The organism is Lachnospiraceae bacterium JLR.KK002 (assembly GCA_036941025.1).
Lineage (GTDB): Bacteria > Bacillota > Clostridia > Lachnospirales > Lachnospiraceae > Petralouisia.
Genome location: JAYMNP010000001.1, coordinates 2,585,149 through 2,604,741 on the forward strand (window position 1 = coordinate 2,585,149; position 19,593 = coordinate 2,604,741).

General features: G+C 44.8%; 18 protein-coding genes and 3 pseudogenes. 6 read left to right on the top strand and 15 right to left on the bottom strand.

Annotated features, from left to right (window positions below; all coding sequences use genetic code 11):
- Positions 1–60: 60 nt before the first annotated feature.
- Together VSQ32_12550 and VSQ32_12555 are read right to left on the bottom strand one after the other, a co-directional pair.
- Positions 61–609, bottom strand: a pseudogene (locus tag VSQ32_12550) (IS3 family transposase).
- Positions 606–947, bottom strand: coding sequence for a transposase (locus tag VSQ32_12555; GenBank protein MEH2943671.1), 342 nt, complete (start codon positions 945–947; stop codon positions 606–608). The pseudogene VSQ32_12550 and the gene VSQ32_12555 overlap by 4 nt, the downstream one beginning before the upstream one ends.
- A 72-nt stretch (positions 948–1,019) precedes the next feature.
- On the opposite strand from VSQ32_12555, the pseudogene VSQ32_12560 reads away from it, so the two are divergent.
- Positions 1,020–1,685, top strand: a pseudogene (locus VSQ32_12560) (hypothetical protein).
- A gap of 14 nt (positions 1,686–1,699) precedes the next feature.
- On the opposite strand, the pseudogene VSQ32_12565 reads toward VSQ32_12560, so the two are convergent.
- A pseudogene (locus VSQ32_12565) lies at positions 1,700–2,347 on the bottom strand (transposase).
- A 173-nt stretch (positions 2,348–2,520) separates the two neighbouring features.
- Between VSQ32_12565 and VSQ32_12570 the strand changes: the two are divergent.
- On the top strand, positions 2,521–3,111 hold the full coding sequence (locus tag VSQ32_12570) for a hypothetical protein (protein MEH2943672.1): 591 nt from the start codon (positions 2,521–2,523) through the stop codon (positions 3,109–3,111).
- 733 nt (positions 3,112–3,844) lie between these two features.
- On the opposite strand, the gene VSQ32_12575 is transcribed toward VSQ32_12570, so the two are convergent.
- The gene (locus tag VSQ32_12575) at positions 3,845–4,021 is read right to left on the bottom strand and encodes a hypothetical protein (protein ID MEH2943673.1); all 177 of its coding nucleotides are present in this window, start codon (positions 4,019–4,021) and stop codon (positions 3,845–3,847) included.
- Positions 4,022–4,434: 413 nt separating this feature from the next.
- Between VSQ32_12575 and VSQ32_12580 the strand changes: the two genes are divergently transcribed.
- The 3 genes from VSQ32_12580 to VSQ32_12590 all read left to right on the top strand — a co-directional run bounded on the left by VSQ32_12580 (position 4,435) and on the right by VSQ32_12590 (position 7,414).
- Positions 4,435–5,025 carry a hypothetical protein gene (locus tag VSQ32_12580; GenBank protein ID MEH2943674.1) on the top strand — a complete coding sequence of 197 codons (591 nt, stop codon included), beginning with the start codon at positions 4,435–4,437 and terminating at the stop codon, positions 5,023–5,025.
- A gap of 254 nt (positions 5,026–5,279) precedes the next feature.
- The gene (locus tag VSQ32_12585) at positions 5,280–6,734 is read left to right on the top strand and encodes a nicotinate phosphoribosyltransferase (protein MEH2943675.1); all 1,455 of its coding nucleotides are present in this window, start codon (positions 5,280–5,282) and stop codon (positions 6,732–6,734) included.
- 134 nt (positions 6,735–6,868) lie between these two features.
- A complete protein-coding gene (locus VSQ32_12590) occupies positions 6,869–7,414 on the top strand; it encodes a Uma2 family endonuclease (protein MEH2943676.1) in 546 nt (181 codons plus the stop codon).
- 286 nt (positions 7,415–7,700) lie between these two features.
- Here VSQ32_12590 and tnpA read toward each other — a convergent pair whose 3' ends face one another.
- The 8 genes from tnpA to VSQ32_12630 all read right to left on the bottom strand — a co-directional run bounded on the left by tnpA (position 7,701) and on the right by VSQ32_12630 (position 14,647).
- The gene (gene tnpA / locus VSQ32_12595) at positions 7,701–8,135 is read right to left on the bottom strand and encodes an IS200/IS605 family transposase (protein MEH2943677.1); all 435 of its coding nucleotides are present in this window, start codon (positions 8,133–8,135) and stop codon (positions 7,701–7,703) included.
- Between the two features lie 61 nt (positions 8,136–8,196).
- Complete coding sequence (locus VSQ32_12600; protein ID MEH2943678.1) at positions 8,197–9,348, bottom strand: hypothetical protein; 1,152 nt, start codon at positions 9,346–9,348, stop codon at positions 8,197–8,199.
- Positions 9,299–10,273 carry an ATP-binding cassette domain-containing protein gene (locus tag VSQ32_12605; GenBank protein ID MEH2943679.1) on the bottom strand — a complete coding sequence of 325 codons (975 nt, stop codon included), beginning with the start codon at positions 10,271–10,273 and terminating at the stop codon, positions 9,299–9,301. The genes VSQ32_12600 and VSQ32_12605 overlap by 50 nt, the downstream gene beginning before the upstream one ends.
- Complete coding sequence (locus VSQ32_12610) at positions 10,261–11,013, bottom strand: hypothetical protein (GenBank protein MEH2943680.1); 753 nt, start codon at positions 11,011–11,013, stop codon at positions 10,261–10,263. The genes VSQ32_12605 and VSQ32_12610 overlap by 13 nt, the downstream gene beginning before the upstream one ends.
- A 36-nt stretch (positions 11,014–11,049) precedes the next feature.
- Positions 11,050–11,598, bottom strand: coding sequence for an RNA polymerase sigma factor (locus tag VSQ32_12615; protein ID MEH2943681.1), 549 nt, complete (start codon positions 11,596–11,598; stop codon positions 11,050–11,052).
- 268 nt (positions 11,599–11,866) lie between these two features.
- Positions 11,867–12,916: a lysylphosphatidylglycerol synthase transmembrane domain-containing protein gene (locus VSQ32_12620; GenBank protein MEH2943682.1), complete on the bottom strand. Its 1,050-nt coding sequence runs from the start codon at positions 12,914–12,916 to the stop codon at positions 11,867–11,869.
- A gap of 4 nt (positions 12,917–12,920) precedes the next feature.
- Positions 12,921–13,529 (bottom strand): hypothetical protein, encoded by a 609-nt coding sequence (locus tag VSQ32_12625; GenBank protein ID MEH2943683.1) that lies wholly within the window; start codon positions 13,527–13,529, stop codon positions 12,921–12,923.
- A 95-nt stretch (positions 13,530–13,624) separates the two neighbouring features.
- Positions 13,625–14,647 carry a glycosyltransferase family 2 protein gene (locus tag VSQ32_12630; GenBank protein MEH2943684.1) on the bottom strand — a complete coding sequence of 341 codons (1,023 nt, stop codon included), beginning with the start codon at positions 14,645–14,647 and terminating at the stop codon, positions 13,625–13,627.
- 254 nt (positions 14,648–14,901) lie between these two features.
- Between VSQ32_12630 and VSQ32_12635 the strand changes: the two genes are divergently transcribed.
- Complete coding sequence (locus VSQ32_12635; protein MEH2943685.1) at positions 14,902–16,776, top strand: methyl-accepting chemotaxis protein; 1,875 nt, start codon at positions 14,902–14,904, stop codon at positions 16,774–16,776.
- Between the two features lie 63 nt (positions 16,777–16,839).
- Here VSQ32_12635 and VSQ32_12640 read toward each other — a convergent pair whose 3' ends face one another.
- The 3 genes from VSQ32_12640 to VSQ32_12650 all read right to left on the bottom strand — a co-directional run bounded on the left by VSQ32_12640 (position 16,840) and on the right by VSQ32_12650 (position 19,588).
- Positions 16,840–17,502, bottom strand: a complete 663-nt coding sequence (locus VSQ32_12640) for a thiamine phosphate synthase (protein ID MEH2943686.1) — start codon at positions 17,500–17,502, stop codon at positions 16,840–16,842.
- Positions 17,489–18,700: a 2-iminoacetate synthase ThiH gene (gene thiH, locus VSQ32_12645; GenBank protein MEH2943687.1), complete on the bottom strand. Its 1,212-nt coding sequence runs from the start codon at positions 18,698–18,700 to the stop codon at positions 17,489–17,491. Before thiH ends, VSQ32_12640 begins: the two co-directional genes overlap by 14 nt.
- Before the next feature lie 117 nt (positions 18,701–18,817).
- The gene (locus VSQ32_12650) at positions 18,818–19,588 is read right to left on the bottom strand and encodes a thiazole synthase (protein ID MEH2943688.1); all 771 of its coding nucleotides are present in this window, start codon (positions 19,586–19,588) and stop codon (positions 18,818–18,820) included.
- Between the last annotated feature and the right edge of the window lie 5 nt (positions 19,589–19,593).

Genomic DNA, 19,593 nt, shown 5'->3' on the forward strand with positions numbered 1-19,593 from the left:
TCCTCTTGATTATATCTCAAATCCTTGAGAATGGGCTGTCAACTTTTTTTATACCACATCATTGTCAAGGGTTCGTTTACATAATACCGCTTTCATATTTGTATCCATCGCCAGCCCGAGGACTGCAGCATCATAGCAGTCAAATATGGCAGATACATAAAGTTTTCCGTCTTTTGCCTTGATTTCGGTTATGTCCGTGACGCATTTTTTCAGTGGCTCTGCAGATTTGAAATCCCGTTTCAGCAGGTCATCCGATTTGCGTGCTTCACGGTCAGCTTTGGTAATTCCGTTCGGTTTGCGTTTCGGGCGGTGGCTGAGTCCGGTTTCCTTCATGATGCGGTAAACGGTTCTTTCGCCGGGAATGCGGACTCCTTCCGGCTGTTTCAGAAGAAGCGCCTGATACATACGGATTCTTCCGCAGGCATCGTTGCATTCATCCTCTGATACGATTGTCCGCATGGCATCAGCTAAAGCCTGATATTTCCACGGGCGGTCTTTGTTTGCCAGATATTTATAAAACCCCTGCCGTGTTACTTTTAACATCCGGCAGTAAAAAGAAATCTTCCCCTTGATAACGCCGTCCTCGGTTTTTATAGCAATGAACATCATTCTCTGCCTTTTACAGACTTCCGACGGCTGGCGGCGAAAAAAGCGCTTGCTTCCTCAAGAAATTCATTTTCCTCTTTCAGACGGCGGATTTCTTTTTCCTGATCCCTGACCTGTCTGCGTAGAACTGTCAGTTCCTCTGCGAGACTCATGGCTGTCTGGGGCGTATGGGAACCAGGGCCGGCATCCAGCCGTCCTTCCCTGGCTGCTTTTGTCCATGCGTACATGGTATTTTCGGGAATTCCTAATTCAGCAGCCGCTTTTGCACCGCCGATTTCTTTTGCCAGTTTCACGGCCTGGATTTTGAAATCCATGTCGTATTTCCTTTGTTTTTTTGCCATTGTAGTTGCCTCCTTATTTCTCTTTGATTATACATCAAATCCTTGAGTATAAGATGTCAACTAAAATGATACAACATCATTTATGATTTGCCGCCACAGCGGACGGGAAAAAGAGGACGTCCTGCAACGCATGGCGACAGGCTCTCCATCCAGGATGATTTTACTCTGTCTGATGAAAAAATTGGAGGCTATTACATGGCTGTGCGCCGTGTCCTTACAAACATTTTTGGCAAAAGGACAGTCTTGGCATATGTTACATCAGCGGACAAGGAAAATGGTGGCAGGCGTTTATATTTCAGCACAGTTTTTCCAGAACAGCTGCAAATATTCTGTGCCTGGCAGGAAAAATCCCCACTGAATCAGACAGGAAGCAGCCGTATGCAGTTTATACCTCTGATGCTTTATGCTTTTCGGTGGAACATCGAAGTTAGTTATTACGAACAGAAAACCTTCTGGTCATTATGCAGCTACATGGTGCGGAGCCGCAAAGGAATAGAAATGCTTGTCAATCTAATCAACATAGCGTATTGTGCAATGAAACTTTTGCCGTATCAGGACAAGACGTTTTCCAAATACCAGACAGAAAGCGTCCAGGAATTTCGTTTCGTACTGAGCGAACAAATTCGCCAGCAGGTATTTTATTCCATTTTCGTGAAAAAAGCCGAAACACACATAAAATCAAAAGCTATCATTAAGGTTTTAAAACAACTGATTCAGCATCAGGGATATTATTTATAAAGTTGTAAAGTGGTGTAAGCATAACAGAAATGCCCGTTAATGTACATCTGCTGAATGGCTGGATTGGCGGCAGCATGGGAAGGCATGGAGCCGTAGGCGGCTTTATAAGGGTCAAAGGAATCGTCCATCCCTTTTGCTTTTTTGAAGGCTTTCAGCTGTTTGATGATACGGTTGGCATATTTGGGATTGTTTTCTGTAACCCATGCCTCAATGCCGGAGGTGTCAAAGAGAAGCATGGAAGCTTTCTGTGTATCAATACAATGGCAGATCGGTTCGGTCAAGTCAACAAGATGATCGAACATGGATTGTAAGTCCGATAAAAAATCCTGTTTGAACCGGGTGAATTTAGAGGCATCCGGGACAACATCAAACCCACAGAAGTCTCGCAGTTCCTGGGAGTATTTCAGGAATATGATCAGCAGGGATGTTGTTGGGATTGAGAAGATAAGCTGTAATAACAGAGCCCTGAGCATTGGATAAAGCAGATGCTTACGGGGCCTGCCAGTGGCAGCATGGAAATGAGAAATAAAGGACACTGGGACAATTTCATCTAAGTTGATGGTATTTTCGAGAAGTGCAAGGAACTGATATTTATCATTATCAAATTTATTTTGGCAATCGGTAAAAATATCTGCCAAAGAGAGCTGTTTATGTGTTATCATATAGATACGACTCCTTTACTGGTGGATATGGATAATTGTTACTGGAGATTTCAATTATACCACAGACCAGTGAGGAGTTGTTTTATTTTGTAACAAAGAGAATCCCGTATTTATGTGGGTTCTGGTGTTTCGCAAATGCCTATTTACAAAGTATGAAGAAAGGAATATCTGATATGGAAAAAAGCAAAACCCGGAAACTGTTGTATGAGGGGCTAAATCATGACGAAATCGAACTGTTGGAGTGGTACCATGCAAATCCATTGTCCGTGTATATTGAAATCGCTTTAATAATAATGGCTGACATTGAGATAATTACGGAAGAACAGCGCAGGGAGTATAAGGCACGGGTGGCGGAGAATGCGGGCAAATTGAGGGAGCTTCTGCTGAAAAAGGAAGATGGCGCCATAACGAATAAGGACAGACTGAAAGACTTTCTGTTTGACATTATGAATAAGTATGATGGGATGTTTGCAGACATATCACTGGACGATGAAACAGACACAATTTTCGTAAATACCGTAGACGGTGGGCGCTTCACTGTTACCGTCAGCCCTGTGACTGCGGACAAAGCCCTCCTGAAACTGTGGGCAAAGAAGAATCCGAAACTGATGTCCCTTGCACTCGGCGTGCTGAATATGAGGAGTTTAGGCGCATTTACGGAAGAAGAAGCAAATGGGTATCTGTCGTCTATCCTTGAAAGGGCTGATAACTCCGGTATTGAGAGTTTAAAATTTTTATCCGGAATGAATAAGACAAATCCATGAATTAATATAGGAAAAATATCGGCATGGTCGCTGGCATTTCATGCGCCAAAACATAAATAAAGCTGAATTGAAAAAGTAAATTCCAGTGCAGGAGTAAATTCCACCACATAAGCGGGCGGTGGAATTTAAAATTTCATTTTAGGTTTATAACTTTTCTGAGAATTAATGATAGAAGCGTGTCGAATAATATGTTATAATTTTTTTGTTGCCCACCGATACCCGCAACAGGGAGGAGGTGTCAGCGTTGGAATTTTTTATATCTTTTTTAGTTGCCGTTCTGGGCGGTGTAACTTGCCACTACATCATCAAATGGTTAGACGGTGACGACAAAGGCAACGACTAGCCTGGTGGGTGCTTTGCCACTATAAAAGTAAAGAAGAATCCCTCAACTGTGTTACCGCACGGTTGGGGGATTCGCTTCTTCGTCAACGTTGGACTTTTTATATCTTTTGCCTAATGGCATTATAGCATATGCAGAAATGTTTTTCAATATGCTTTTATTTCGAATATTTTATCCTTATCTGGCATCACTCAGTATAAATTTATGAAAAAGATAGCAAAACCTGTGTCAGAGAATCCAGTCAACCCCTTTACCGGATAACAGTTGCGAAGCAATCAGGGGTTTACCGGATGGTATTCATATGCCTGGAATCTCCAGAATGGAAAAAGGAGGTTCCAAATGCATTTTATTGGAATATCCCCTGATTACTAATTCATTAACTTTAAAACCTCTTTAATTATCCTCTTTTTTCTCAGTATTCGCTATCGCATATTCAATACATTGGATAACAACTTTATTAAATGACATTTGATTTTCATCAGCCAGTGTTTGAACTTTATCTATTAAATCTTTAGGCAAACGCAATGATTTGTTCTCATATTCTGTGTATTCTCTTTTTAGTATAAACATTTTTATCACCTCTTATTTTTTATTGTAATATAAAGTACAGTGTGATGATATGTTATAAAAATACTATATTTTATAATAATATTTTCATTATTTATAATAATCTTATGGGTAAAATATATTAATTCATAAATATAGATTAATGACTATTTTTTCCATATTTTTTTAAGCATATTCAATACATTTGATAACAACTTTACTAAATGACATTTGGTTTTCATCTGCTAATACCTGAACTTTATTTATTAAATCTTTAAGCAAACGCAACGATTCGTTTTCATATTCTATGTATTCTTTTTTTCAATTTAAACATTTTTAATTCCTTTTATTGTAATATATACTATGCTGTGATAAAATATTATATATATAATATGTTTTATAATATTCTATATATTACAACGAAGGGAAATAGTAATATGGAAAAAAGCAAAACCCGGAAACTGTTGTATGAGGGGCTAAATCATGACGAAATCGAACTGTTGGAGTGGTACCATGTAAATCCATTGTCCGTGTATATTGAAATCGCTTTAATAATAATGGCTGACATTGAGATAATTACGGAAGAACAGCGCAGGGAGTATAAGGCACGGGTGGCGGAGAATGCGGGCAAATTGAGGGAGCTTCTGCTGAAAAAGGAAGATGGCGCCATAACGAATAAGGACAGACTGAAAGACTTTCTGTTTGACATTATGAATAAGTATGATGGGATGTTTGCAGACATATCACTGAACGATGAAACAGACACAATTTTCGTAAATACCGTAGACGGTGGGCGCTTCACTGTTACCGTCAGCCCTGTGACTGCGGACAAAGCCCTCCTGGAACTGTGGGCAAAGAAGAATCCGAAACTGATGTCCCTTGCACTCGGCGTGCTGAATATGAGGAGTTTAGGCGCATTTACGGAAGAAGAAGCAAATGGGTATCTGTCGTCTATCCTTGAAAGGGCTGATAACTCCGGTATTGAGAGTTTAAAATTTTTATCCGGAATGAATGAGACAAATCCATGAAGTAATATAGGAAAAATATCGACATAGACGCTGGCATTCCATACGACAAAACATAAATAAATCACATTCTTTTGTTCCCATCCTTTAAAATGTGTTATAATATGCCTTGAGGAGGGACCCGCCTCTGGCGGGAGGAGCCCTGAAGGCGAAACTCTGTGTTCCGCTCAGCAACTATCTTACATTATGCGTAAAGAGCAGAGGAAAATGCTAAAATCCATTTGCTATGTTCAACGTCAGCGGAAAAGGAGCATATTATGAAACATTTAACATTATTAACAGATCTCTATGAACTGACCATGATGCAGGGCTATTTTAAATCCGGCAGCAATGAAACCGTTGTATTCGATGCTTTTTACCGGACAAACCCCTGCAACGGAGGGTATGCCATCTGCGCCGGACTGGAGCAGATTATAGAATATATCAGGAACCTGCATTTTTCAGCGGAGGATATTAATTATCTGCGGGGACTGGGAATTTTTGATGAAGATTTTCTGGAATATCTGTCCGGATTTCGGTTTTCCGGTGACATTTACGCCATCCCCGAAGGCACTGTTATTTTTCCGAGGGAACCTTTGCTCAAAGTAATCGCACCTATTATGGAAGCCCAGCTCATTGAGACAGCTATTTTAAATATTCTGAACCATCAGAGCCTGATTGCCACAAAAGCTGCGCGGGTCTGCTATGCCGCCAATGGAGACGGTGTTATGGAATTCGGCCTGCGCCGGGCTCAGGGACCGGACGCCGGTGTTTACGGGGCAAGAGCTGCTGTCATAGGCGGATGCTGCGGAACCTCCAATGTACTCTGCGGCCAGATGTTCGACGTTCCGGTCAAAGGCACCCATGCCCATAGCTGGATTATGAGCTTTCCGGACGAATACACGGCATTTAAAAAATATGCGGAACTTTATCCTTCTGCCTGTATCCTTCTGGTGGACACCTACGACACCCTGACTTCCGGCGTTCCAAACGCCATCCGGGTATTTACAGAACTGCGGGAAGCAGGCATTCCCCTCACCTTCTATGGTATCCGTATGGACAGCGGAGATTTGGCCTATCTGTCCAAAATTGTCCGTAACATGCTGGACGAAGCAGGATTTCCCGACGCTGTGATTTCCGCCTCCAACGATCTGGACGAATATCTCATTGAAACACTGAAGGCCCAGGGAGCCAGAATCACTTCCTGGGGCGTGGGTACCAACCTGATTACCTCCAAAGACTGCCCTGCTTTCGGCGGCGTATACAAGCTGGCTGCCATTCAGGATGAACAGGGGAATTTTCTGCCGAAAATCAAGCTCTCCGAAAATACCGAAAAAGTCACTAATCCGGGCAACAAAACCGTATACCGGATTTATGAAAAAGATTCCGGCAAAATCAAAGCAGATCTCATCTGCCTTGCAGGAGAGACTTTCGACACCACAAAAGACCTGCGGCTGTTTGATTCCCTGGAAACCTGGAAAAGAACCACCTTAAAAGCAGGTACTTACACCATGCGGGAACTGCTGGTGCCTGTTTTTGAAAAGGGAACCTGTATTTACGAATCCCCCAAAGTGATGGAGATTCAAAGTTACTGTAATAAGGAAAAAGAAACTCTCTGGAACGAGACGAAACGTTTTGCAAATCCTCATGAAGTGTACGTGGATTTGTCAGATGAATTATTTGATATGAAACGGAAGATTCTGAATGAATTTTCCACTGAAAAACAGAAGTAATCATATAATTCCTTTTCATGTACAATTTCTACACTTTCTATGAAATATTTCAAATTATACATGAAATTTGTACAATTATTGAGTTTCGCAATTACCTGGAAAACAGTTATGCAGAAAGGAGTATTCTTATGTCAATGCCAGTACCAAAACCTGAAATTTACACCATTCAGCATATTTATGACCTGCCGGAGGGCCAGAGGGCAGAACTGATTGACGGACAGATTTACAATATGGCCCCGCCCGCCCGCATTCACCAGGAGCTTGTTTCCGGATTTCATTATAAAATCCGTGATTTTATTGATTCAACAAAAGGCTCCTGCCGGATTTATCCTGCCCCTTTTGCTGTGTTTCTGAACCAGGACGAACGGAATTATGTGGAACCGGACATCTCCGTAATCTGCGACACAGACAAACTGAATGACAAAGGCTGCAGCGGTGCTCCGGACTGGATTATTGAGATTGCCTCTCCTGGAACGAAACATATGGATTACGGCATTAAACTTTTTAAATACCGTACTTCCGGCGTCCGGGAATACTGGATTGTAAACCCCATGACCCGGATAGTCAATGTTTACGATTTGGAGCATGACGTAAAAACGGACCAGTACACCTTCCAGGATGAGATTCCATCCTGTCTCTTCGGTGAACTGATTATCCGGCCGGAAGAACTTCTTCCATAGAAATCCATGAAATATTCAGAGACATATGACAGGTTTCATATCTGTACATATGTCTCTCTGATTTTTTACAGAAAATCCCTGCTCTGATTATCTGTTTTTTTCGTAATTCCTGTAATTCTGATACCCCCGCCAGATACACAGAATCAATACCGCGGCTGCAATCACCGGAATATATCTCAGCCAGTTAGAGGGACTGAACCACTACCGGCTAAAGCCGGTAGGTTCAACATGCTGCTAAAGCAGCCTAAAGTTGTGCATGCTGCAAGTTATCGGTATCCCATTACTTTTATCCTATCTCAAAGTTATCAGAATTGCTCCTCTCTTGCAGATCTTGATTCTTGATATACTCCTTGATGATTTCATCTGTTACATTTCCACTGCTTGCTACAAAATAGCCTCTTGCCCACAAGTGTTGACCCCAGAATTGCTTATTTAATTCTTTATATTCCATCTGCAATTTTCGCGACGTATTCCCTTTTATATACTGTACCAACTTACTCGCTGACAAATGCGGCGGAACGGATACCAACAGATGGATATGGTCATTTCCAACATGTCCTGCCAGTATTTCTACTTCATTGCTCTGGCAGATGATTCTGATGAGTTCTCTTGTTCTTATCGCTATTTTTCCTGTTATCACTGGTTTTCGATATTTTGTTATCCAGACTAAATGGTACTTGATATCGTATGTGCAATGTGCTGACTTTCTGTAATTTTCCATTTCTTTCACCTCAAGTTTAGTATCTCTGTTTTCACCTTTTCTAAACTTGAAGCTATGGGGTTTACCTAAAGGTTTCGCCTAAAGGCGAGGGTTTTAACCCCATTATACAGACAATAAACAGAATTCCCGGATTTGACAGGTACACGGGCATGGAAAAACAGCAAATCCGGATTACATCCATCAGAATCCAGCCCCGGAAATATTCTGCGGTACCCAGGGCTGCCAGCAACTGAAACATAACCTCATTCATTCCAAAAGGCAGCAGGTACAGAAACAAACCTGCCATTACCGAAGTTACCGGACGCCTGCATTTTGAAGAAAGATACAGCGTGATGGAAATCTGCAAAAGAACGGAAGCCAGCCCGGTCAGAACCTGGAGGAACAGAAAAAATCCCATGCTTCCGATTCCGTGTTCTCCGTACATGGTGTATGTACCGCTGACGCCTGCATACAGTCCTTCCATTCCGTAAATACCTGCTGTCAATGCGAACATCAGAACCAGAAGCAGCAGATAAGACAGAATACCCAGGGCCATGGCAGCCTCAATTTTTCTGCGGACGTCGCCGGATTTTCCCTGTTTTGTAGTCAGTAAAATCTCTGTGGTATTCCTGCTGTATTCTTCTGAAAATACCGGAGCCACCATAAAAAGCAGCCACACATTCAGAACCGCCGCCGCCAGATGGCAGACCTCCTGCAGCTTTTCCCAGCCTTTGGTATAGCCGAACCGGAAATCCCCTTCCAGATACTGTTTCCCGTAATTTTCCCACACATCTCCTCCGGAAAACTGATTCGGCCGCTTTTCCGTCTGCAGAAAATCTGTCATTTTATCTGTCACAAACTGGCTGCAGAAATTCCCTTCTCTTACTCTGACAAATTCTCCGTTTTCTCCTCCCACATAACCGGAAAATCCAAACCGCTCCACTATATCTTCTGCTTTTTCCATTGTAAAGATACCCTCATATTCTCTGACAAGACTGCGCTCTTTCGCCACTGCTTCCAGACCATAATATACGTTTCCGTCAATCTCCGTCCTGGTTCCCGCCGCTTCCTGACAGAGAATCAGAATAGACATGCCTGCCATCACCAGAAATCCCAGATTCATCACCGGCCTTGACACTATTTTGTAAAACTCCATGTTAAAAAGCCTCATATGGGTTCCTTCTTTATCCAATCTGACCGGTTCCGGCAGTTGCCGCAGTCCCGCCTGTTCCATACAGATATACATCCTCCAGATTGGGCGGAATCTGCACCGCCTCCTCAGCGGGCCGGGTATCTGACACAATCCGAAGGATTACTGTTCCGTCTTCCGAATTTTTCAGATTGCTGACTGTAAAATTCCGGTTCAGAATTTCCGCCTGTTCCGGTGATTCCACGCACCTCCACACTTTGCCTTCCACTGACTGAAGAATTTCCTTCAGATTTCCCGATTCCGTAATTTTTCCTGTTTTCATCAGCAGGATTTCGTCTGCAATATACTCGATATCCGCTACGATATGGGAGGATAAAATAACCATTCTGTCCCGGCCCAGAGCGCTGATCAGGTTACGGAACCGGATACGTTCTCTGGGGTCCAGTCCGGAGGTAGGCTCATCCAGAATCAGGATTTCCGGATTGTTCAGCAACGACTGGGCAATCCCCAGCCGGCGTATCATGCCTCCGGAAAGGGATTTTATTTTTTCTTTTTCCAGGCTTTTCAGACCTGCAATCTCCAGAAGATTTTCGATTCTGTCTCCTGCCAGCCTGAGCGGCACCGCTTTTAACTCTGCCAGATATTCCAGATAACGCCGCACTGTAAAATTAGGATAATAACCGAAATCCTGAGGGAGATATCCCAGTTTCATACGGTACTCTCCGCCCATCCTGCCAATCTCCCTCTGATTGCAGAGAATTTCCCCGGAAGTGGGTTTTAAAACTCCTGCCATCATCCGAAGCAGCGTGGTCTTTCCGGCCCCGTTGGCACCCAGCAGTCCGTAAATCCCTTTTTGAAAAGTATATTCCAGATGATCCACCGCAATCTTCTGTTTCCCATGTCCACCTGCCTTTCGTCCGCAGGCAGCCATGGAACCTGCAGAACCGGCGGCCTCACATGACGAAGACTTATACATCCTGCTCACTTTGTCCAGTTTCAGTTCCAGCATATCAGCTCTCCTTCCTCCAGTTTGTGATAAAGCTGCCTGATTTCCCAGGCAAGACTTAATCCGAATGCGGCCAGCAGCAGCAGCCATATGCCAAAGTATGCCATGGTATACCATTCAGGAGCAGACAGGGGAAGCAGCGAAGCCATACCGCACCCCACTGCCATGCCAGCCTGCAGATACTCTCTTTTTCCGCCCCGCAGCATGGTAAATACCAGAAGCTGCATAAAACTGGAAATCACAAAAGGCACCAGCAGATACACCATCACCTGGAACATACCGCAGGAGGCAGTTCCCGCAATTCCCGGAATCATAATGCTGAAAAACAGAATATCCAGACAGCCGAATAATATCATTTTCATGCACCATACCTGTTTCACATTCAGATAACAGCTCTGCTCCAGTTCCAGCATACCAATGGTGCTGCTGCGGTTTAATTCCAGTATCAGAAAAACGCTCATACAGGAAGCTGCCGCGGAAGCCGCCCCCAGATAAGCCAGCATATTTTCCCCCTTCCACTGAAAATATGCAAACAATACCATAATCAGAAACAGACACAATAACTGGCCTCCCAGACAGAACCTGGAAATATATTTTACCTGTCCGCAGAAGATTTCCCATCCGGAGGGACAGTACAGCTCCTGTTTTTCCTCCACTGCCTGGGCTATCTGCCGAAGAATTCTCTCTTTCTGCCGCCGGTCTGGCTGAATATGTTCCAATACAAATTTCTCTGTGCTTTTCACTTTCTGCTCCTTTCCGTACCATACCGAATTTCGCAATTACCCGCATGTTTCCCTGTCCAGACTTTTTTTCAGTTTCTCTGTCCCCTGACGGATTCTGGATTTTACCGTCCCAATCCCCGCCTCTGTCATTCGGGCAATCTCCCGGTATTTAAATCCGTATCCGTAATAGAGAATCATCGCCTCCCGCTGCATATCAGGAAGCTGTCTGGTAAGCTGTTCCACCGTAATCAGAAATTCTTCCTGATACGTACGGATACTCATGGTATTTTCTTCTGTCCCCGGACAGTCTGCCGCTTCCTGCCAGTCCGCCTCCTGTTCCTGTCTGCGCCGGCAGCTCCTGAAATAATCCACGCACACATTTCTGGCAATGGTAAGCAGATATCCTTTCAGGTTCTGATGGCGGTAATGCTCCACAGAACGGATAAAGTGCAGAAATGTCTCCTGCGTCAGATCCCCGGCCTCCTGATAATTCCCAATCTGATAACAGCAGAAACGAAAAATATCGTCATAATATTTCTCTGCAATATTATTCAGGTATTCTTTTTTCCCTCTGCGGATTTCCCGAATCATTTCTCTGTCGTTCACTTCCGGAGCGCTCCTTCCGTACAGGTTCTGCATCGTTACATTAATATAACGTATTTTCTTCGGAAAAGGTTTTATATCAATCATCTTTTTATTGATTAAATCTGATTATTGGGAAGTAATATGAATTGTAAATATATGAGATGTGATTTATACTGATTTCGTAAGAACCATTGTTTCTAAAGATAAGCGGCAGACTGCTGTTCAGGTGAACGCAGGGAGCAACTGAAACGAAGTGCAGAAGCCCCTGCGCATCCCATTCAAAATTTAATCATATATCCTGCGCCATTTTCGGCACCGCCGCCCTGGCCCGTTTTCCGGACAGGAACTGGCACCACATGGCCACCAGCGCACTGATCATCAGCACCAGATAGAAATTCAGCCCTCTTGTGACACACATGGAAGCTGTAAGATACGCCCCTGGGAATATCATGGAAAATGCAGTTTTATACATCATTTCCGTAATTCCCTGGGCTCCCGGCAGGGGCAGCATATCCACCGCAATATAAATGGCCGCCTGCAGGCTCATCACGGTAAATGCACCGGTTCCTTCCAGTCCCATCCCACGGTAAATCAGCCAGGTGAGCAGAAATACGCTGCACCGCTGTACTACGGTAAATGCCACAACCGCCGCAATTTTGCTTTTATTTTTCAGGAAAAACAGCACCGCCTCATGGTACTGGTCTGCCATCTCAATAAGTTTTTCCGTCCGTTCCCTGGAAGATTTCAGCACATGGAATTTTTTCAGGATTTTTTCTCCTCCAACCACAATCCCTTTAAAACATCCGGGACTTATCATAATAAACAGAAGGAAAACCACCAATGCTGTGTTCAGAAACAGACCCAGATAATACAGATAAAGATACTGTTTCAGATAATGTGCCAGAGGTTCATGGTAAAAAAGCAGAATTCCCACGCCCATCACCACCAGCACAAATTTATAAATCACCGCTACGGTCATCAGCACCACAGTGCTGTCTGAAACCTTATGGCCCTCTTTCTGCATATAATAGAGCTGCATGGGCTGTCCGCCGGTAGCAGAGGGAGTAATCCCGGAAAAGAAAAATCCCACAAAAGAATATTTCACACAGGTGGCCGCGCTGGTCCGGTAATTCAGGGACCTGAGAAGATAGCAAATCATAAATCCTTCCGCCGACACGAAAAATATGGCTGTTGCGGCAGCGGCACACAGATACAGCGGATCCAGGGTTTTCATGGCCCGGAATACAGCGGTCATATCATTTCCTTTGAAAATAGCGCTGACGGTCAGGGCCGCCAGCAGTAACAGCACTCCCGCACTGATTAAATTTTTACGATTCATAATATTACACTGCTCCATTCATCACATAAGATAATTTCTGCATCGCCTGACGGAAAATACCCGTCCTTGTTCCGGAATACCGGAGGCAGGATCGATTCAGTTCATGCAGGGTTCCTTCAAAAACCACATCCGTCTGTTCCAGCTCATAAAAATCCCTTGGGGTCACCAGGGAAAAGTGCTTTTCAAAAAGCCCGATTCCGTTTTCCTCCAGAATACTTGCCACAAAAGAGGAACAGGTATAGTGGTTTCTCTGATAAAAGGGTATATTACATAATAACATGGGAAGGCCGATGATACAATAATGATATTGAAATCTTTTTTCATAGCATTCCTTTAGCTGCCTGGAAATATTCTCTTTCTGCTCTCTGGTGCACTCCATGCTGACAACCCTGTATTTTGCTGTGGGAAATACCCGCTCTATTTTTCCGGCGTCCTCTTTTTCAAATCCTGCCAGCAGAGGAACCGCCGGGTTCCGCCTTCCCACACTGTAAGCCTCGTTTAATTCCTCGTCCATGGAAAGCACCACATGTATGTAATCAATTCCGATCACCTTTCGGATGATAAATGCGAATAACCCCGGTGTATCTACCAGTGCCAGATATAATTTTTCCATAACTTTCAGCCTCTTTTCTTCCTGTAATTTTCCTCTGTCATCTTCCTGTATCTCCCGCTCTTACCCCTTCGTTTCAGCCTGCCTGTTTCTTTCACTCAGTTAAACTGGTAAAATTTCTGTGCAGCTTTGTATCCTGCCAGCGTAAGCCTTGCCCCTGTTTTTCCCGGAATATAAGTAAACCCGCTGATGGTTCTGTGCCTTAAGGCACGGTATAATTTTATATTATGATTCTTTACATAATTCCAGAGCATTTCCCGCTTTTCCCAGGCCTCCGGCGTTCCAATGAGCAGAAGGTGTATGGAAGAAATGGCCATCATAATGGAAATATTCCGGGTAAGATAATCCGCAAGTCCGGGATACTCTTCCCTCACTTTCTCCAGATCCGTACAGCCGGAAACCAGCTTCGTCACCCGAATCTGCTGGTCAATCCGCTTCATCAGCACTTTTTCATTAACCGACTGGTCTTCCCTTCCCAGGAAATAATGGTACATATCCAGATTCAGATAACACAGAGACTGCACATAAGGCAGAGGCTGGTTCGCAAATATATTATCCACATAAAAGGTGTGTTTCGGCAGCTTCACCCCGGATTTTCTCAGCACTTCTGTTCGGAAAAACAGGGAGTGCATCACCAGATACTGGGAAGGACGGAATTTACGGATATCGTTCCATCCGCATATTGTATTCTCTTTTAATACGTTTTTATAACCCATCCGTCTGGTTTTTCCTTCATAAAAATGGTCATAAATATAATTGCATATAATCAAATCCACAGTGGTACCGCTTTTCTTCCACTGGTCTGTTTTTCTGAGAAGCTTCTGCAGTTCCTCCTCATCCAGCCAGTCGTCAGAATCCACCACTTTAAAATAAGTCCCGGTGGCAAGGGCAAGCCCTGCGTTGACTCCCGCCCCGTGGCCGCCGTTTTCCTGGTGTACCACTTTCACAATTTCCGGATAATTTCTGGCGTAATTGTCTGCAATCTCGCCTGTCCCGTCTGTGGAACCATCATCCACAATGATAATCTCGGCCCGTTCGTCCGCACTCAGCAGACTGTCTATACAGCGCTCCATATATTCCTCTGAATTGTAGCATGGTACGGTAAAAGTAATATCTTTCATAATGTTTCCTCTCCTGTTTCTCTCCTGTTCCTATACTATTTAACGAAAACATTCCTGGATTTTCTTCATAAAAATTCTTAATATTTCTTTAATATGAATTTCTGTTTCTATCTTACCCGGTTTCTCTTAATTCTGCATTGTGTTTATCTTACAGTTATCTTACAATTCTGTAAGACATAGCTATAATTCTCCTTGCTCATACCGGTTATATGTTGTAAAATATTGTCAGAAATATACGCAGGAGGTATCATTATATGAAAAAAATGTTCACCAGACGCCTGTTTATTTACATGCTGGCAGCGCTCCTTATCACAATCAGCGCCATTTTCATATTGCAGACTGTTATTACGCAGAAAACCAATACTTCTTCCAGCCAGGAAAAACTCCGGATGGTAAAGGAGAAAATCAGCAGCAACGAAGCGAATATTGAAAATCTTACTCAGAACCTTGGCGAAAATAATCTGGCGAAAACAAGAGCTTTTGCAGATATGCTTGTGATGGACCCTTCCATTTACGGAAATGCCGAAAAGCTGAACGAGATTAAAGACAGACTGATGGTAAATGAATTACATATTATTGATGAGGAGGGAATCATTACCAGCAGTACCATAGACAGCTATATCGGATTTGATATGAAAAGCGGCGAACAGTCCAATGCCTTTATGGTAATTGTGGATGATCCCTCCATTGAAATTGCTCAGGAACCTCAGGTCAATGTGGCAGAGGGAACCGTCAGACAGTATATCGGCGTGGCCAGAAAAGATGACAAAGGCCTGGTACAGGTGGGCGTACGCCCGGAAGTTCTGGAAAATGTACTGGCGGGAACAGAGATAAGCGAAGTTTTGAAAAACATGGACTTCGGAGAGACCGGTTATGTCTGTGCCATTGACAGAGAAACCGGAACCATAGCCGCACATCAGAATGCGGAGCTCATCGGAGCCCCTGCCGCAGACGCCGGATTCCCTTCCGCTTTTACCGGAAAGGGTAAGGCTGTCATTGACGGAACAAAGGGCTACTATGTAGCAGAGGAATACGAAGACTGGTACATCGGAACTTTTATGCCCGCCGGAGAATATTACCGGGCGCGCACAAGCCAGACCCTGGTAGTCTCTCTCAGTATGCTGCTTATTTTCGGCATATTGCTGCTGGTAATCAATCAGACCGTAGACAGCAAAATTGTTCAGGGCATTGACCGTATCAGCAGTTCCCTGAAAGAAATCGCAGAAGGAAATTTTGAAATTGTGGTAGACGAACAGGGAAATACCGAATTCGTTCAGCTCTCGGACAGTATCAATAAAATGGTGGCGGGTATTTGCCGGAATCTGCAGGAAAATGAACGATTGCTGGATCAGCAGAAAGAAGATGTGGCAAGTAACCAGAATCTCATCCAAAATGTAAAAAATGCCTGTCTGGATTTGAATCAGGTATCCGGAGAAACACTGGAACATGCAGACAACATCTATCATGGAACAGGAGAACAGGAAAAAGCTGTGGAAGATTTAAAACAGATTATGGAACAGCTTTCCCTGGAATTAAGCGACAGCGTCAATGCTTCTGCCAGCATTATGACCGCCACAGAGGAAACGGCTGAAAAAATCCTGCAGACCCAGTCCCAGATTGCCCGGTTAAAAGATTCCATGCAGAAAACCAGCGAAATGTCCATGGCAATTGAGAAAATCATCGACGAAATCAATTCCATTGCGCACCAGACCAATATGCTTTCCCTGAACGCCTCCATTGAAGCTGCCAGGGCAGGAGAACTGGGTAAGGGCTTCGCTGTGGTTGCAACACAGGTGGGAGAACTTGCCGCCAGAAGCGCACAGGCAGCCAGGGAAACAAATGAACTGATTACCAATTCCATTAATGCGGTGGAAGACGGAAAAGAAATTACGGACCAGACGGTAGCCTCTTTTGATATGGTGGTAGAAGATATTCAGAAGACAAACCGCGATATCGAACAGATTACCAACATGGTAAGGCAGAACGTGGACAGCGTTGCCCATGCGGTACAGGAAATTGAACGGATTTCCGGTGTTGTGGAAGGAAACGTGCAGATTTCCCATGATACCAAACAGGTATCTTCCCATATGGCGGATATCACCGGCAAGCTGCTGGAAATGATAGAGTAGCAAATGGGCTTCCCGCATGGTGCCGGAATATGGAACTATCCTGTTCCTTCATATATTCCGGCATCATGCAGACCCCTGCCCCCTGGCTCTCATATATTCTGACATCATGCAGGCCCCTGCCCCCTGGCTTTCCCGTATCTGGTGCAGGTTCTCCATATGAATCCCTCCGATGGCATACACCGGAATCCGGACGCTGTCACAGACCTGGTTCAAAAATGAAATCCCCCTGGGCAAAAGGCCGGCTTTACAGTCCGTAGCAAAGACATGCCCCAGAGTAAGATAAACGGCTCCAAGATTTTCCGCCTCCCTGGCTTCTTCTGCCGAATGAACGGACACGCCGATTTCCCGTATTTCTGCAAGATTCTCCGTACCGTAATATTTCCGCAGCAGAGGCAGGGGAAGATGAATACGGGAACATCCGGTTTTTCTGGCTGCCGCAGGGTACGTATGGGGAATCAGAACCGCCCTGTCCTGATTATCTCCGAATTTTTTCCAAAGGCCTGTAAAAAATCTCACATAAGTATCTTCGTCCAGATGTTTTTCCCGGATAATCCAGACATCCGGCCCGGAACAACCGTTTCGTTCAACCCTTACTCCTGTTGCTGTTCTGTTTCCCGGAGCCGCGAAAGATGCCAGATATTCCGCATATTCTTCCAGGCTTTTCGTCCCATGAAACTTCCGGTACAATTCATAATTCGAAACTCCAACCAGCTTAAACGTACACATAATCATTCATCACGGGCTGCAGGCCCATGTCCTTCATGGCAGTAACTACTTCCGGCACATTCCGGTTATCCGCAATTTCAAACTGGCTGTCTCCCTGCTCTGTCACTTCATCGGAATGGCTGCCAATTCCGGTACTGACTCCTGCTGAAATCTTAGTGGCTGTTTTCCCCGCCACGTGATTCCGAAATTCCGCCCGTTCTCTGGTGGAAATGGTCATTCCGGCAAAGGGCAGAAACAAACGATAAGCACACATAATCTGCAAAAGCTGTCTCTCACTGACCTCCGTTCCGGTATTCCATGGAGCTGCAAACCTGTGTTCCTCTGTTCCCGACAGAGAAGTAACAGGCCGAAGCCGGGGGCAGGAAAAAGAAATCTCCGCATAAGGATATTTTCGCTGAATATAATAAGCATGGAGACCTGTGGCAAAGGCGTCTTTCCGGAAATCCGAAAGGCCCAGCAGTGCACCGAAAGCCACGCCGCGCATTCCTCCCAGCAATGCCCGTTCCTGGGCATGAAAGCGGTAAGGGAACACCCGCTTATGACCGGCCGGGTGCAGTGTCTCATATTTATCTGAATCGTAAGTCTCCTGAAAAACCGTCACATAATCCGCCCCGCATTCCTGCAGATACCGGTAATCTTCTGAATTCATGGGATATACCTCAAGCCCCACCATTTTAAAGTATTTTCCTGCAATTTTACATGCTTCTCCAATATAATGTACATCGGATTTGGCCCGGCTCTCCCCCGTCAGAATCAGAATTTCTTCCAGTCCCGTTCCGGCAATAGCTGCCATTTCCTTTTCGATTTCTTCCTGATTCAGCCGCATTCTGTGGATCTGGTTCCGGCAGTTAAATCCACAGTACACACAATGATTTTCACAGTAATTGGAAATGTAAAGGGGCGTAAACAGATAAACGGAGCTGCCAAAATGCTTTTCGGTCTCTTCTGCTGCCTTCTCTGCCATCTCCTCCAGAAATTCCTCTGCTGCCGGAGACAAAAAAGCTGCAAAATCTTCCGGGGTTCTGCGCTCTGCAGCCAGCGCATGTTTTACCTCCTGGCCGGTATACCGTTCCGGCTGATAACCGGCTCTGGCTTCCATTACCTTTTCCAGAATATCTGAATCAATCTGCTCCATGCCCTCCATATATTCCATATGGCTGATTTTTTCCTGCTGATTTTCTGTCATAATTTTCTCCATTCCGAACCTCCTCTGTCAGCTTTCCTGTCATAATTTTCTCCATTCCGAACCTCCTCTGTCAGCTTTCCTGTCATAACTTCCTCCATTCTGAACTTTTACTTTTCAGGGCTTTCCTGCTCAGTCCCGCAGAAAACCTGTCAGCGGGGAGGAAGACTCTCCTCCTGACTGGCGCACCCTGCCCAGTCCCGACAGATAAGCATCCCGCCCGGCTTCGATTGCCTTTCGGAAAGCTGCGGCCATCCGGGGAATATTTCCTGCAGTGGCAATGGCTGTATTGGCCATCACTGCCGCCGCTCCCATTTCCATTACCTCGCAGGCCTGAGAAGGCCTTCCAATCCCTGCGTCCACAATCACAGGAAGGTCGATTTCATCAATCAGAATCTGAATAAATGCTCTGGTTTCCAGTCCTTTATTGGAACCTATGGGAGATGCAAGAGGCATTACTGCCGCCGCTCCGGCCTGCTGCAAATCCCTGGCTGTGTTCAAATCAGGATACATATAGGGGAGTACCACAAATCCTTCTTTTGTGAGCTGTTCCGTTGCTTTTACCGTCTCCGTATTATCCGGCAGCAGATATCTGGTATCTCGTATAATCTCTACTTTTACAAAATTTCCGCAGCCCAGTTCTCTGGAAAGATGTGCAATCCGCACTGCTTCCTCAGCAGTCCTGGCCCCGGAGGTGTTGGGCAGCAACGTAACCCCTTCCGGTATATAATCCAGAATATTCCCTTCTCCGGAAGAGTTGGCCCGGCGCACCGCCAGCGTAATAATCTCCGCTCCCGCCTGTTCCACTGCCGCCTGAATCAGTTCCACATTGTATTTTCCTGAGCCGAGTATAAATCTTGACTGAAATTCCTGTCCGCCTAATATCAGTTTATCGTCTTTCATTCTTT